The following is a 13,629-nucleotide window of genomic DNA, read 5'->3' on the forward strand; positions in this document are numbered from 1 at the left end:
GCTTATCACGCGTGGCTTTCCCCTCTTTTTTCGGCAGTTTTGACGGTGCTCCCGCATCGCATGGGCTGCTATTTTTAAGGAAACTGAATGTCAGCCGGATCGCCTGTTATTTTAAACCAGACCGAGATTGAAAACCGTGTTCAAAAACTGGATATTGTGCCGCTGATCGGGGCTGCTTTTGCTGCATTCTCGCGGGGAGAGGCGGTGGTGCCGCTGCCGGGGGAACTGATCTTTAGTAATCCTCCGGGAGAGACCCACATTAAATACGGGTATTTCACGCAAGGTGATACTTACGTGATTAAAATCGCTTCCGGTTTTTTTGAAAATCCGGCCAAGGGTCTGAACACAAGCGACGGCCTGATGCTGGTTTTCAGCAAACTGACCGGTGAGCTTTGTGCAATCCTCAATGACCGCGGGCGGCTGACAGATTTACGCACTGCAGCGGCCGGTGCTGTCGCAGCACATTATATGGCACCGGAAACCGTCAGTGTGATCGGCGTTATCGGCACAGGAATGCAGGCGGAATTGCAGGTGGAACTGTTGCAGAAAGCCCGTCCTTGTAAAAATCTAATTGTTTGGGGGCGACGTAGTGAGCAGGCGCAGCTTTATGCACAGCGTATGAAGGCTAAAGGCTATCAGGTCACAATTGCGGATACACCAGCCGCAGTGGCACAACAAGCACGCTTAATCGTGACGACGACTGCAAGCCGTGAAGCCATTCTAACTGCGGACATGATACAGGCAGGTACGCATATTACGGCTATCGGTGCGGATACGCCGGAAAAGCAGGAGCTGGAAGCAGCGCTTATTCTTAAAGCAGATATTGTGGTCACCGACAGTCGTGAGCAGGCGCGGCATCGTGGCGAATTGCATCATGCATTCAATGATACAGAGCTGTCTGCTGATCAAGTTGTTGAACTGGGAGAAGTTGTTGCCGGAAAGCATAGCGGCCGGAAAAATAGTACGGATATTACCATCGCCACGCTGACAGGATTAGCAGTTCAGGATATTGCAATTGCTACCGCTGTTCTGAATGCACATGATTAGTTGAAATTTGGCGCAGTATATTTGCCTCAGCATGTCCGCAATGTGTTGAGGCAGATTGTTACTTGAATATTGCTCTGTGCGTTATTTCTTACACACCTTGACGAATGTGACGATAATATGACAAAAGAACTCAAATATAAATTTGAGTGGAATTGTCATGAAAAACTCGCGGGCGTTACTTTTATCAACAGCAGCAATTGTTGGTTGTTTCTGGATGAGTTCTGCTGTTGCACAGCAAGCGAATGAAGTTCTGCAACTCAAAGAGATTGTGATTAAAGATTTGGTGCGCGGCTCTGCTGTCAACGCCCTCGATGCCCGCGCACAAGCGCCGAATGCGATGACCGTTATTGAAGGCGAGCAGCTCAATCAGTTTAATGACCTGAGTGCGGGTGATGCCATTCGCCGTCTGCCTGGCGTGACATTCCCCGGTGTGAACCGCTCGCGTGAAATCAAGTTGCGCGGTATCGGTCGTGAATATACGCAGGTTCTGATTGATGGCCGTCCGCTGATTGACGGTGATTCAAGTCGTAATTTTGAAGTGGATCGTCTGCCGTCGGCGATGATTGAGCGCATTGAGATTATCCGCAGCCCGCTCTCCAATATGGCATCACTGGGCGCGGCAGGCACCGTAAATATCATCACCAAGCGCCAGTTTGAAAGAAACGGTGCCGGTTTGTCGCTTGGCGGTGGCTATCTGACCGATAATGGGCCGACAGGCGATATTACCGGCTGGGCATCGGGGTCTGAAGGCGGTTTCCGTTACTTCCTTGGTGGCGACTATCAGCGCCGTCGGGTTAATGAAAGTTCTTCAGAGTATAGTTTCGGTAAAGGCGGCACAAAGCCTGACGGTGGCTCTACCGAGCAGCAGGAGCGTAGTTTTGATGATACGCTTTTGACCGGCCGTTTTGAATTTGATCTGACGGAGAAGGATACACTCACCTTCACGCCGACTTATTCGCGTTCACATGAGAAGCGTGATCAGACATCTTATAAATTCGACAAGGATCAGATCACGCTCAAAGAGCAGAATGATGAACTGCGTAAACGCACCCGCGAGACCTATGCCGGTTATCTGGAATGGGCGCATGATTTCAGTGAAGACACCCGCTCGCGCTTGTTTATTGACCTGCAAAAAGGCAGCGAAGATACAACGCGCGAAGGCATGAAATATGACCTCTCGAAAACACCGGCAAAGACTGAGGCCGATCGCAGGGAAGCCGACATTTCGCTTCAGCGTGTTGCCCCTGGCTTCGTCTGGAACAGCCAGTTTGGCGGTCATGCGGTTGAAGGTGGCTTTGGGGTCTCTTTCAGCAAACGCGATGAAGAAGAAACGCGCTTCCGTAAAGGCAAGGTTGAGCCTACTCTGGGACGTATCTATAATGTCAAGGAAGACATTTATTATGCCTATCTGAGCGATCAGTTCTCGGTTTTCGGGCCTGATGAACTGACTGCGGGCTTGCGTATTGAGCATAGCCGTACTGGCACGACAGATGCGGACGGCAATGATTATGATGTCAATGCAACTGATTATAACCCGTCCCTGCAATATAAATATAGCCTGAGCGAAGATCTGGACTGGCGCCTTGGTGTGGTCAGAACCCTGCGCAGGCCGGATTTGCGTGATCTGACACCATCGCTGACCAGCAAAGACGGTACTCTGGCCAAGCCGGATACGCGCGGCAATCCTTATACCTCGCCGGAAAAAATATGGGGTGTGGATACGGGTGCGGATTGGTACATTCTGGATCGTCAGGGTATTGTTTCCGCGAATTTCTATGCGCGTAAATTCGAAGATAAAATTGAAAACGCACTGTCACGGGAAACATCCGGCGGCCGCTGGGTCAGTACACCGGAAAATGTCGGAAATGGTCATCTTTACGGCGTTGAGCTTGAAGCACGCGCACCGCGGGATTTCCTGAATCTTGAGAATCTGACAGTTTTTGCCAATGGCACGGCGATGAAAAGCCGCCTGACCGATGATCGCACCGGTCAAAAACGCCGCTTCAGCGAGACACCGGATTTTGTTTCCAATATCGGGATGGATTACTATCTGCCGGATTTGAAAACAACATTGGGTATCAATCTTAATACGACTTATGCCTATACGCAGAACATTCTGGAATTGAATAAAGACAATGGTCTATCCAATGTCCGCACGCATTTCTCGGCATTGAACCGGCTCGATCTGAGTGCGCGTACTGATATTACAGAAAATTTCTCTGTTTCTTTCAGTGCCCTGAATGTGCTGCGCACAAAAGACAAACGTGAACGTACGACTTTTGATGATACCGGCGCTGTTACTGGTCTGACGGAAACCAAAGAACCCTCCTATAGCTCCTATTATGTGCGTGCGAGTTATAAATGGTAACACGACTGTCACTGCTGTTCTGTTTGCTGGCCGCGCTTTTGAGCGCGGCTTCAATGCCTTTTACTGCGCAAGCACAGGATAAACAGCGAGCGGTAACAGAAGCCACAGATGATAATCGTGTTCAAATCATCAGCCGTAATGCGGCAACACAGATCGTGCAGCATCTGACGGGGCAAAGCGAACTGCGCTTGCGTCCCGTTCGGATTGTAACACTTCATAACAGTTATACCGAAGCCCTGATCGCGCTGGGAATAGTGCCGGTCGGTGCGGTGGAACGTCCACAGGGGGCAGCGGCACAGCTTAAAAATGCTTTGCACGCAACACCGTCTGTAGGCGATCAAAGCAGCCCGGATTATGAAGCAATATTAGCGCTTCAACCTGATCTTATTCTCTCTGTCGGCGAGGTGCACGGGCAGAATTATGAGCTGCTGAACGCTATTGCGCCGACGATTGTGTTACGCGAGCCGGAGAAAGACTGGCGGGACTGGCTTAAAGCGCTGGCGGTCGTGCTCGATCGTGAAACGCAGGCTGAGACACTCATTGCTGTCTATGAGCAGCGTGTCGCGAAGCTACGCCAAATACTTCAGGCACAGCATTCTGATGAGACTGTGCTGTTGTTGCGTGTCCGGCAGAAAGATATCCGGATTTACGGAGCCGGTCGTCGTTCGGGGCCGGTTCTTTATGAGCAATTAGCACTCACGCCGCACCGGTTGGTTCCGCTGAATAAGAATTATGAAGCCATTTCTAACGAACTGATCGGACAGATGGATGCTGACCGGATTTTTTTGATGGTCGAAGATGCCGGACGACTGGGCTCAATAGAAAAAAGCCAGTTATGGAAAAGTCTTCCGGCTGTGCAGTCCGGTCATGTTTATAAAGTGAATACCGAACCGTGGAACCAGTCCAGCGGCCCGCTCAGCTCAGGCATTATTATTGATGATATTGCCTCGGCATTTGGTATCCGCGAGTGATGGTCAGACGCTTTACTATAATTTTGAGCGGGATGTTTCTGCTGCTGGCAGGACTGTTGCTATCGGTCAGTTACGGTGCCGCCGACATTTCTTATTCGACGATTGTAAGGGCTGTTTTTGCTTTTGATGGTCTGGATAATGATCATCTCATCCTTCGTGAGTTTCGTATTCCTCGTGCCTTGGCTGCGGCGCTCGTTGGTGCTGCCTTGGGTGCAGCGGGTGCTTTGATGCAGGGAATAACCCGTAATCCTCTGGCCAGTCCGTCTTTGATGGGTCTGAATGCCGGTGCCGGTCTCATGCTGGTGCTCGGTTTGGCACTCAGCCCGACGCTTGGCTTCACAGTTCTGATCGGGCTGTCTTTTGCCGGTGCTGCAGTAGGCGTTACCGTTGTTTTCCTAGTGGGTTCAGCACAGCGCGGTGGCTTGACACCGGTCAGACTGGCGCTTGCCGGTGCCGCAGTCTCGGCATTTTTCGGCGCATTCACCAGCTTCATCATTGTTTATTATAAAATCGGACAGGATGTATTGTTCTACACTGCGGGCGGCGTGCAAGGTGTTCAGGAAGAGCAATTGCTGTTTGTTGCACCGTGGATTGGCGGAGGGCTGATTGTTGCCTTGTTGCTGTCACGCAGTGTTTCTTTGCTTAGTCTGGGGCAGGACGTGGCAACAGGGCTAGGGCTGAATATTGTGCATGTCCGTATTGTTGCAGCTTTGGCTATTCTCATTCTGGCAGGCAGCAGTGTTGCTCTTGCCGGTGGCATTGGATTTGTCGGGCTGGTGGTTCCTCATGTCAGCCGGTTTTTGACTGGACTTGATTATCGCTGGATTGTGCCGGTTTCAGCCGTTTTGGGGGCTTGCCTGCTGATCTTTGCCGATCTCGCTGCCCGTATGATCAATCCACCATATGAAGTACCGGTCGGCTTGATGACTGCACTGATTGGCGTGCCGTTTTTTCTGATGCTGGCATGGCGTGATGAGCGTGGTATCTGATGAAAGTGATGATGCGCGCCCCTACAGCCTTGTTTGCATTGGCCGGATTGTTGTTGTTGACTATCTTGATCAGTTTGCAATTGGGGTCTTATCCGCTGCGGCTTTATGATCTTTATGCTGTGCTATCACAGCAAGGCACCCCGCAACAGGAATTGGTGCTTTTCTCAATCCGGTTGCCGAGATTGTTGCTGGCCATTTTGACCGGCTGCGGGCTTGCTGTTTCCGGCGCAATATTACAGGCGGTGTTTCGCAATGATCTGGCTGATCCGGGATTGCTGGGACTAAGTGCCGGTGCAGGACTGATGATCATCCTGCTGCTCTGGATGCAACAGAATGGGCAGCAAAACGGTTTGTTGATTGCAGGACTGTGGCGGCCGGTGGCGGCTTTTTGCGGTGCGGCTTTGTCTGCCAGCTTGATTTATGCGTTGGCACGTAAAAAGGGGGCTGCCAGCCCAGCACGCATTTTGCTCACCGGCATCGCGATCAATGCTGGTCTGAGTGCGGTGACACTGGTTTTGGCGATGAGTCTCGACCGCAGCCTCTATGATCAGGCACTTGTCTGGCTGTCCGGCAGTCTTTCGGGCAAAACCTACAAAGAGATTATCCTGTTGCTGCCGTGGTTTATTTGTCTGCTGCCACTGCTCATGCTGCGTTTGAAAGTGCTGGATATTCTGGCTCTTGGTGATGAGGCGGCAACGGCTCTCGGGCTTCAGGTCGGGCGGCAGCGTTTGCTGATGATCGCGATTGCTGTTGCTTTAACTGGTGCGAGTGTGGCCGTCGCAGGTGGTATCGGCTTTGTCGGCCTGCTGGCACCGCATATGTGCCGTCGTCTGGTTGGTGCAAGGCATATATTGCTGTTACCTGCATGTGCTCTTTGCGGTGCGATCCTTGTGGTGATTGCTGATAATCTGGGGCGTACCGTTTTAGCGCCGGTGGAAATGCCTGCCGGCATTTTCTGTGCAATGATCGGCGCGCCGTATTTTCTGTATCTGCTTATGAAAACGTCACGATGAGATGGTTAAGGGTCATATGATGGGACTGGAAGCCAAAAATATCACCTTTTCCTATGGCGAAGAGCAGGTGTTCAGCGGGTTGGATTTGCAGATATTGCAGGGGAAAATCACCGCTTTAGTGGGGGCAAACGGTTCTGGAAAAAGCACGATCCTGAAAAACCTTGCGCGTATTTTACGGCCTTCCGGTGGCACGATTATGCTCGACGGACAGGAAATTCAGAACTTTCCGGCAAAGCATATTGCACGAAAAATGGCGGTCTTGTCGCAAATGTCGGAGGCACCGGCGGGATTGCGTGTCAGCGATCTGGTCGCTTACGGGCGCTATCCATGGCAAAAAGGCTTCGGTCTGCTCAGCGATGAGGATAAAGAAAAAATTCGTCATGCTCTGGAGCTGACCAGCCTGACAGAGTTGGCGGAGCGTGATCTGGGTTCGCTTTCCGGCGGGCAAAGACAGCGGGTATGGATTGCGATGGCGCTGGCACAGGACAGTGAGATTATTCTGCTCGATGAGCCGACCACCTATCTGGATATGGCGCATCAGCTGGATGTGATGCAGCTTCTGAGCAGGCTCAATGCGGACCATTGTAAAACAATTATTATGGTGCTGCATGATCTTAATCAGGCGGCGCGTTTCGCTGACCATATTATCGCGATCCGGCAGGGAGCAATCATCCGGCAAGGGAGCGCCGGAGAGATTATGTGTGCAGAGGTCATGCGGGATGTGTTTGGTATTGCAGCGGATTTTTTTGAAGATCCGCGTACCGGCAAACCTGTTTGTATTCCCTATGCGACTTGCACTGTTTAAGGGAACATCCTTATAAGATATTGCATAGACGGATTTTTACGTAATGGCGTTGGTATTATGAGCTTAATTGAGCAATATCTGCCGGATTATGGTTTCAGAGAAGTACATTCCTGTGTGATCATGGCGAAACCGTCTGTTGTGCTTCACGCTGCTGCGGCCTACCAGCCTGAAACTGATCCGTTCTTTCGTAAAATGATTGGCCTGCGAGAGCTGCCGATGCGTATTGGCGCACGAATAAGCGACAAACAGACGGAGGTTGTACTACCGTTCGGATTGCACAATTTTACTTTATTGGAACAGCGGGATGATGCATTGGTCTATGGCCTGATCGGTCGGTTCTGGCGTCCTGATTTCGGGCTTGTACCCGTCAGCGATGGTCAGGCGTATCGTCAGTTCAATAAGGCAGGTGTTGCTAAACTCGCTTTGGTGTTTTCTGCCGCATCTCAAGGGGAAAATATAACAAGACTTGAAACGGAAACGCGGGTTTTTTGTCCTGACCTTGCCAGCCGTCTTAAATTTACACCTTACTGGTATCTGATCCGTCCGGTGAGCGGGTTGATAAGAAGTAGAATTCTCAAATCCATCAAGCAAGACAGCGAAAATTCTTGAAACAGAGCCTGAGAGGTCAGAACGACGAGCAGGTTCCGGACAGGCAGCTCATAATCAACAGGGGAGCTGCTAGTTGAGATTGCTTTGATAAGCGATAAAAGATGCAATCGCACTGAATGCACCAATTGCAGCAAGTATAAAATATTGCCGTGACAGGGCCGGTCTTTTGTTTATCGAGCCAAAAATCAACATGGTCACAGTCCACAGACCGGTGAAAGCCAGCAAAAGCAGCGTATAAACGGGTTTGGACAGATCATAGCCACCGCCGCCAATGGACGGATAGAGCGGCGGCGCGGGATTTAGCAACCAGTTCAAACTGCCTGTCACAAGAATAAAGATCGCCAGCAATATAAAAAATATTCGGTATTTCAACTGGTTATCCTTAACAGCGTACCAATCGTGTGGTGATTATATCTGCAGGGGACATGTAATCGTTACGCCGTTTTCCATGTTGTAGCTTTGCCTAAATCATTTCCGGCTGATATGGATTTAGTGAGGGTCGTTGCGTTTAGTCATACTCAGTATACACGTATCTCTATTCTTTAGCTTGTCCACAGTACCATGCCAGCCAAGCAGACCCAACTTGACTGGCAAATGTTCTGAAGAACAGCATTAAAAGCGTTTCAGCTTATCCGATCAGATAGCGGCACAAGCCTGCTGAGACAATGCCGATAATGACAGTTGGCAGCATCGAAAATCGTGTGGCTGCCAGAATTGTAATCGCCAGTGCAAGCAGATCTGCCGGTCTGTCGGATACAAAATCAGGCGCGATAACTGAGATCAGAACACAGCCTGGTGCGGCCTCCATGACTGCTGTCGCGCGTTTGCTCAAGGTGCGGTTACGCAACAAAACATAGCCGCCAATACGGGTCAGATAGGTGACCGAAGCCATCAGAACGATGGTGAGTGCTACAATCGGGTCAATCATTCATCACCTGCCAGCAGATAGGCTGCGATCAGACCGGAGAGGGCGCCGGCTGCAACATACCACGCACCGGGTATTGTGAGATAAGTTGTGGCGGCAACTACGAGACTGATCAGCCATGGGCGTGCGGCAGCAAAACCTTTCCACATACCGGCAAGCAGTACCAGAAACACGGCAGGAAATGCCATGTCAAAACCATAAATCCGCAGATCGCCCATCATCGGGCCAAAGGCACCGCCAAGTGCCGTAAATGCGACCCAGGCTCCGTAAAACGGAATTGCTACGCCCAGATAAAACGGCATGCTCAAACCGTTCGAGATACCTTGCATCTTGCGGCGGCGGGCGTCATCCAGACCTAAAGCCCAGCTTTCATCGCACATCAAAAACAAAGCGGCTAATGCCCGGCGTTTTGACAAATGACGAATGAATGGTGCAAGCGCTGCGCCCATCAATAAATGACGGCTGTTGACCAGAAAAGTAATTGCGACGATCAGCAGAATATGGGGCGGTGACGTCCAGAGCTGAATGGCCGCAAATTCAGAGCCGCCGGCAAAATTGAGACCGGTCATAAGCGGCACCTCAAGAACCGTCAGTCCTTTTTGCGCTGCCTGTGCGCCCAGTACTAAAGCATAGGGAATAATGCCGAGCAGAACAGGAAAACCTGCCTGTGCGCCACGCCAAAACTCGGAGCGCTGCACTGTTGTATTTTCAGTCGGCGCATAAACTTGTGAAATGTCCATGATTTTCTGGGTATAAAAATTGATCAGGATTGGCAAAATAAACCATTATGATCGCAATTTTCTTGCTATTATTAAACAGTTTCGGTGATGTTTGGCATCATCTGTTAAAATTTTTGATTAATATGGAATTTAAAGCCAATGAAGCTGGATGAGGTTGATAAGAAGATTCTTCGGGTGCTTCAGCAAGACGGACGCATTGCGAATAATGATTTGGCGCGGGAAGTCGGGCTTTCGCCTTCGCCTTGTTTGCGGCGGGTAAAACTGCTTGAGGAGGCAGGCGTAATTGACCGCTATGTGGCGGTTTTGAATCCGGCTAAAATCAATAAAAGTCTGACATTTTTCGCCCGTATCCGGCTGGATAAGCAGGATGAAGAAACATTGCAGAAATTTGCGGATGAAATTTTGAAATTACCGCAAGTGCTGGAATGTTATTTTATGCTGGGTGACTACGATGCCATGATCCGCGTTGTTGCGGAGTCTATTGAAGATTATCGTCGTTTTCAGTCAGAATATCTCAGCCGGATTAAAGGCGTGCAAAATCTGAAAACAGACGTTCCGAGCCAAACCGTAAAGCAGACATCTGTCATGCCTTTATAAGCAGGCTGAGGGAGCGTCCGGTCAGGTATTTAGAGCGTGTTGCGTTTAATCATACCCACTGCGCTCGCTCTAAATTCTTTTAATTATCGCATGTTCGCGGTGGCTCAAATGAATAGATTTGAGCGCGACATGCTTTAACCTGACCGGACTATTTTTTATTGTCGGGCGACAGGACGAACCAATGGCGTTACACGTCTGATGGTCACGCGGCGGTTTTCCTGTTCTGCGGTCTGTGTCTTGATCTTCAGGAACCGTTCGCCATAGCCTTGCGTAACAAGATTTTCTGCAGGGATGTCATAAACTTCTGTCAGCAGACTTGCCACGGATTCGGCTCGGCGGTCGGACAGTACCAGATTGGACTTGTCTGAGCCGACGGCATCCGTATGCCCTTCGATAAAGAAGGTTTCACCCGGGTCTTTCGCTAATACTTTCTGCATCGCGACTGCAACTTTGCGCAGGGTTTTAGCCTGAGAGAGCGAGACTTCTGCACTGCCGGTGGCAAAGTGGATCGTATCGAGGTCAATACGGCGAACCTTGTCACGCAGACGGGCAGAATGGCGCACTTCATCAATGGAATAGATGCGCTCTACCGGTTCAACCGGTGGCAGACTGAGGAAGTTATAAAAGTCACGCTCAGGATCTGTCGCCACATCAATGATGTAGTCACGTACCGGAATGGTCAGACGCATCGGCGGCAGATCATAACCGACATCGAAGATCGCTGCGCGTGGTGTATCATCATAATCCGGTGCATAGATCATCAGATATTCATTGCCGTCGCGGTCAATGCGGGAGCGCTGCACAATATCACCATAGCGGTCATAGATTGTCACGATCTCATAGCCCCCGGGGCGGACAATGGTTTCGCGGGTACGGCCATGCGGTAACTGATCATAATAAGTGCGTTCAGCATCACGGCGCAGACGCGGACGGTCATCACCACGGACGAAGAAGCGATCGCCGGTTTCCAGAATGATGCGGTTATCAATCTGCTCAATAACTTTGACATTCGTGACGTTAGTCACATTAGTTACATTCGTAACATTGTTGATGACCGTATTATTGATCACAGTGTTGTTGTTATTGATAATATTGGTGGTATCCGGAACTACGAAAACCGGCGCTTCTTTAATACGCGTGCCTTCTTCCTTGAGATTAGCCTCAATTTTTTCCGGCAAAGTAACTTTCAGTGCATCAGGGATTTCACCCTGCGCAGCGGCATCAGTAACCGGTGGCGGGGCTTTATTCTCATCAGCAATACGCTGTTGTTCACGCTGCTTGCGGCGTTCTTCACGTGATTGATTGCCACCGGAATTATCGGCGTCTTTGTCGCTGTCCAGAATAGCGGCACCATTTTCTACCGGCAGCACAATGGTTTCATCGGTGCTGGCAGGATTTTTGGCAACGTCCTGTTTCTGCTCCGTTGTGCGCTCGTCGATAATCTCAGCTTTTGGTTCCGGAGCCGGATTATCAACCGGTTGCTTGACTTCCGGTTCAGGCAACGGCTCTGGTTGTGGCGCTTCCTGCTCCGGCTGCTTTACAGGCGCCGTTTCATTATCCTGAGGCTTTACTTCAGGCGCAGGTGTTTGCGTTTCTGGCTGCTCAGGTTGCGTTTGAGGTGCAGGCTGCTCGTCCGGCTGTGGTGCCGGTTTCTGTTCGGCAGGTGCTGCAGGCACTTCTTCTGGAGTGGCTGGTTCAGGTTGAGGAGCCGGCGTTTCTTCAGGCTTAGATTGCTCCGCAGCATCTTTCGCCTGCTTCTCAGCGGCGGCATCAATTGCTTTTTGCTGTTCTGCGGCTTCGCGCTGCGCTTGTTCAGCTGCCTGTTTTTTCTGCTCTTCAGCCTGTCGGGCTGCTTCTTCCTCAGCCGCTTTTTGTTGCTCTGCAGCCTGTTTGGCTTGAGCTTTCTCTGCGCGCCGTTGTTCCGCTGCGCGTTTAGCTTGTTCTTCAGCTTCTTTCTGTTGTTGGGCGGCCTGCCGTTCTGCCTCTTGTTGAGCAGCGCGTTGCTGTTCCTCGGCTGCGCGACGTGCCTCTTCCTGTGCAGCACGCTGCTGTTCTGCGGCTTGTCGTTCTGCTTCCTGCTGGGCAGCGCGTTGCTGCTCCTCAGCGGCGCGACGTGCCTCTTCCTGAGCAGCACGTTGTTGCTCTTCAGCTTGGCGGCGTGCTTCCTCTTCAGCAGCCCGCTGTTGTTCCGCCGCTTGTCGGGCTTGTTCTTCTGCCTGTTGCTGGCGAAGCAGCTCATCATCCGATGACTGACCGCTGTTGTCCTGCGCAAGAATAACCGGTGTTTCCTGTGCATTTGCCATAGCCGGTTGCATCATGAATGATGCTGAAAACGCCGGAAGTACCACCGTTGCAAGCAGTTTGGAACGAAGACTCATAATCCCTCTCCTTAGGAAGGCAGAAATTGTATGCGTTGTATTTCATCAGTTCTGAATGAAACAACGCCTGGTACCGTCATTTGCTCTGTAAAATTATAGCAAATTTCGCTGGCACGCAGAAAGCGTTAGTTTAATTCTCATGAACCTTTGCTGAATGGCAGCGCTTCATGGTGATGATTGTGAGCAATAATCTGCGTTGAATTGTGTCGTTTTTAAATGCTTGCCTGAAATTAAAAGGCTTATAAAAGCAGATATAAGGTTGCTGATAAAAACGCGTAATTTTTCAATAAGGGATCAGGTATGGATCATGTCACTTCCGTGCATCAGCAGCAGGGCGTAATACAGCTGCCATGCCTCCCTTATACTTTGGAAATTACCGGTAAGGCCATCGGGGAGATTGTTGCTGCACAGCAGGTAATCCCGCAAGGGACAGCAATTAATATCGCATTTCTGGGTAATGAAAATCACGCTCAGCGCATTCATGCGGCTAAAACTATCCGTGATTGCGGGTTCGAGCCGGTGCCGATTATTTCATCACGCCGTTTGCTCTCGGTGGAAGATCGTGACCAGTTGTTGAGCAATCTTATTAAAGAGGCAGCGCCAAAACGCTTTCTCCTTGTGGGCGGTGATCCGGCACAGCCAGCGGGGCCGTTTCAGGATTCTCTCTCGCTTCTCAATAGCAAGATCGTGGAGAGCTTTGGTATCCGTCATGTTGCTATCACCGGTTATCCCGAAGGACACCCGAAGATCGATCAAAAGGAGCTTTGGCGCTGTCTGAAATGGAAACTTGATTATCTCAGACAAGCGGAGTGTTCTGTTGAGATCACCACGCAGTTTGGTTTTGATGCCCAGGCGATTGTCCGCTGGATTGAACGTTTACGCAGTGAAGGGATTGATACACCGGTACGGGTCGGGATTCCGGGGCCGGCAGATGCCGCCAAACTGCTGCGTTTTGCTAAGCAGTTTGGCGTTGTTGCTTCCGCTTCGATTATGCGTCGGTATGGTTTGTCTCTGGCTAATCTGATGCGTCGCTCTGTTGCTGACCGTTATTGGGAAGATTTGAACGCACTGTTGTTAAAGCAGGATTTAGGGCAGGTTTATTTCCACCTCTACCCGTTTGGCGGTGTGGCGGAGAGTGTCACATGGATGAATGAGCAATTACGACAGCGTTCGTCTTGACTATGGGC

At 50.7% G+C, this 13,629-nt stretch carries 13 protein-coding genes; 9 read left to right on the top strand and 4 right to left on the bottom strand.

Annotated elements, in window-relative coordinates; all coding sequences use genetic code 11:
* The first annotated feature begins 87 nt into the window (after positions 1-87).
* From DFR47_RS18110 to DFR47_RS18140, 7 genes are all read left to right on the top strand, one after another.
* Entirely contained in the window at positions 88-1,047 is a 960-nt protein-coding gene (locus tag DFR47_RS18110; RefSeq protein ID WP_113945909.1) for a Rossmann-fold NAD(P)-binding domain-containing protein, read from the top strand.
* A 157-nt stretch (positions 1,048-1,204) separates the two neighbouring features.
* Positions 1,205-3,415 (top strand): TonB-dependent receptor plug domain-containing protein, encoded by a 2,211-nt coding sequence (locus tag DFR47_RS18115; RefSeq protein WP_113945910.1) that lies wholly within the window; start codon positions 1,205-1,207, stop codon positions 3,413-3,415.
* Complete coding sequence (locus tag DFR47_RS18120) at positions 3,409-4,386, top strand: ABC transporter substrate-binding protein (protein ID WP_113945911.1); 978 nt, start codon at positions 3,409-3,411, stop codon at positions 4,384-4,386. The genes DFR47_RS18115 and DFR47_RS18120 overlap by 7 nt, the downstream gene beginning before the upstream one ends.
* Before the next feature lie 32 nt (positions 4,387-4,418).
* Positions 4,419-5,375, top strand: a complete 957-nt coding sequence (locus DFR47_RS18125) for a FecCD family ABC transporter permease (protein WP_210207339.1) — start codon at positions 4,419-4,421, stop codon at positions 5,373-5,375.
* A complete protein-coding gene (locus DFR47_RS18130; RefSeq protein WP_113945913.1) occupies positions 5,375-6,388 on the top strand; it encodes a FecCD family ABC transporter permease in 1,014 nt (337 codons plus the stop codon). Before DFR47_RS18125 ends, DFR47_RS18130 begins: the two co-directional genes overlap by 1 nt.
* 1 nt (position 6,389) lies before the next feature.
* Positions 6,390-7,193 (top strand): ABC transporter ATP-binding protein, encoded by an 804-nt coding sequence (locus DFR47_RS18135; RefSeq protein ID WP_210207340.1) that lies wholly within the window; start codon positions 6,390-6,392, stop codon positions 7,191-7,193.
* 57 nt (positions 7,194-7,250) lie between these two features.
* Positions 7,251-7,802: a hypothetical protein gene (locus tag DFR47_RS18140; protein WP_113945915.1), complete on the top strand. Its 552-nt coding sequence runs from the start codon at positions 7,251-7,253 to the stop codon at positions 7,800-7,802.
* 69 nt (positions 7,803-7,871) lie between these two features.
* Here the strand turns inward: DFR47_RS18140 and DFR47_RS18145 are convergent, their stop codons facing one another.
* The 3 genes from DFR47_RS18145 to DFR47_RS18155 form a co-directional block, all read right to left on the bottom strand.
* Positions 7,872-8,174, bottom strand: coding sequence for a hypothetical protein (locus tag DFR47_RS18145; protein ID WP_113945916.1), 303 nt, complete (start codon positions 8,172-8,174; stop codon positions 7,872-7,874).
* Positions 8,175-8,430: 256 nt separating this feature from the next.
* The gene (locus DFR47_RS18150; protein ID WP_113945917.1) at positions 8,431-8,730 is read right to left on the bottom strand and encodes an AzlD family protein; all 300 of its coding nucleotides are present in this window, start codon (positions 8,728-8,730) and stop codon (positions 8,431-8,433) included.
* On the bottom strand, positions 8,727-9,467 hold the full coding sequence (locus tag DFR47_RS18155) for an AzlC family ABC transporter permease (protein ID WP_113945959.1): 741 nt from the start codon (positions 9,465-9,467) through the stop codon (positions 8,727-8,729). Before DFR47_RS18155 ends, DFR47_RS18150 begins: the two co-directional genes overlap by 4 nt.
* Before the next feature lie 138 nt (positions 9,468-9,605).
* Between DFR47_RS18155 and DFR47_RS18160 the strand changes: the two genes are divergently transcribed.
* The gene (locus DFR47_RS18160) at positions 9,606-10,064 is read left to right on the top strand and encodes an Lrp/AsnC family transcriptional regulator (protein WP_113945918.1); all 459 of its coding nucleotides are present in this window, start codon (positions 9,606-9,608) and stop codon (positions 10,062-10,064) included.
* Between the two features lie 155 nt (positions 10,065-10,219).
* On the opposite strand, the gene DFR47_RS18165 is transcribed toward DFR47_RS18160, so the two are convergent.
* A complete protein-coding gene (locus DFR47_RS18165; protein ID WP_113945919.1) occupies positions 10,220-12,442 on the bottom strand; it encodes an OmpA family protein in 2,223 nt (740 codons plus the stop codon).
* Between the two features lie 300 nt (positions 12,443-12,742).
* Here DFR47_RS18165 and DFR47_RS18170 point away from each other — a divergent pair, with 300 nt between their 5' ends.
* Positions 12,743-13,621 carry a methylenetetrahydrofolate reductase gene (locus tag DFR47_RS18170; RefSeq protein WP_113945920.1) on the top strand — a complete coding sequence of 293 codons (879 nt, stop codon included), beginning with the start codon at positions 12,743-12,745 and terminating at the stop codon, positions 13,619-13,621.
* Positions 13,622-13,629 lie beyond the last annotated feature (8 nt).

The organism is Pseudochrobactrum asaccharolyticum (assembly GCF_003314995.1).
In the GTDB taxonomy this organism is placed as follows: domain Bacteria; phylum Pseudomonadota; class Alphaproteobacteria; order Rhizobiales; family Rhizobiaceae; genus Pseudochrobactrum; species Pseudochrobactrum asaccharolyticum.

What these genes read in the sequence shown, in the direction of transcription:
- DFR47_RS18110 (WP_113945909.1), top strand. Translation starts at nt 88, where the DNA reads ATGTCAGCCGGATCGCCTGTTATTTTAAACCAGACCGAGATTGAAAAC.
- DFR47_RS18115 (WP_113945910.1), top strand. Translation starts at nt 1,205, where the DNA reads ATGAAAAACTCGCGGGCGTTACTTTTATCAACAGCAGCAATTGTTGGT.
- DFR47_RS18120 (WP_113945911.1), top strand. Translation starts at nt 3,409, where the DNA reads ATGGTAACACGACTGTCACTGCTGTTCTGTTTGCTGGCCGCGCTTTTG.
- DFR47_RS18125 (WP_210207339.1), top strand. Translation starts at nt 4,419, where the DNA reads ATGTTTCTGCTGCTGGCAGGACTGTTGCTATCGGTCAGTTACGGTGCC.
- DFR47_RS18130 (WP_113945913.1), top strand. Translation starts at nt 5,375, where the DNA reads ATGAAAGTGATGATGCGCGCCCCTACAGCCTTGTTTGCATTGGCCGGA.
- DFR47_RS18135 (WP_210207340.1), top strand. Translation starts at nt 6,390, where the DNA reads ATGGTTAAGGGTCATATGATGGGACTGGAAGCCAAAAATATCACCTTT.
- DFR47_RS18140 (WP_113945915.1), top strand. Translation starts at nt 7,251, where the DNA reads ATGAGCTTAATTGAGCAATATCTGCCGGATTATGGTTTCAGAGAAGTA.
- DFR47_RS18150 (WP_113945917.1), bottom strand. Translation starts at nt 8,730, where the DNA reads ATGATTGACCCGATTGTAGCACTCACCATCGTTCTGATGGCTTCGGTC.
- DFR47_RS18155 (WP_113945959.1), bottom strand. Translation starts at nt 9,467, where the DNA reads ATGGACATTTCACAAGTTTATGCGCCGACTGAAAATACAACAGTGCAG.
- DFR47_RS18160 (WP_113945918.1), top strand. Translation starts at nt 9,606, where the DNA reads ATGAAGCTGGATGAGGTTGATAAGAAGATTCTTCGGGTGCTTCAGCAA.
- DFR47_RS18165 (WP_113945919.1), bottom strand. Translation starts at nt 12,442, where the DNA reads ATGAGTCTTCGTTCCAAACTGCTTGCAACGGTGGTACTTCCGGCGTTT.
- DFR47_RS18170 (WP_113945920.1), top strand. Translation starts at nt 12,743, where the DNA reads ATGGATCATGTCACTTCCGTGCATCAGCAGCAGGGCGTAATACAGCTG.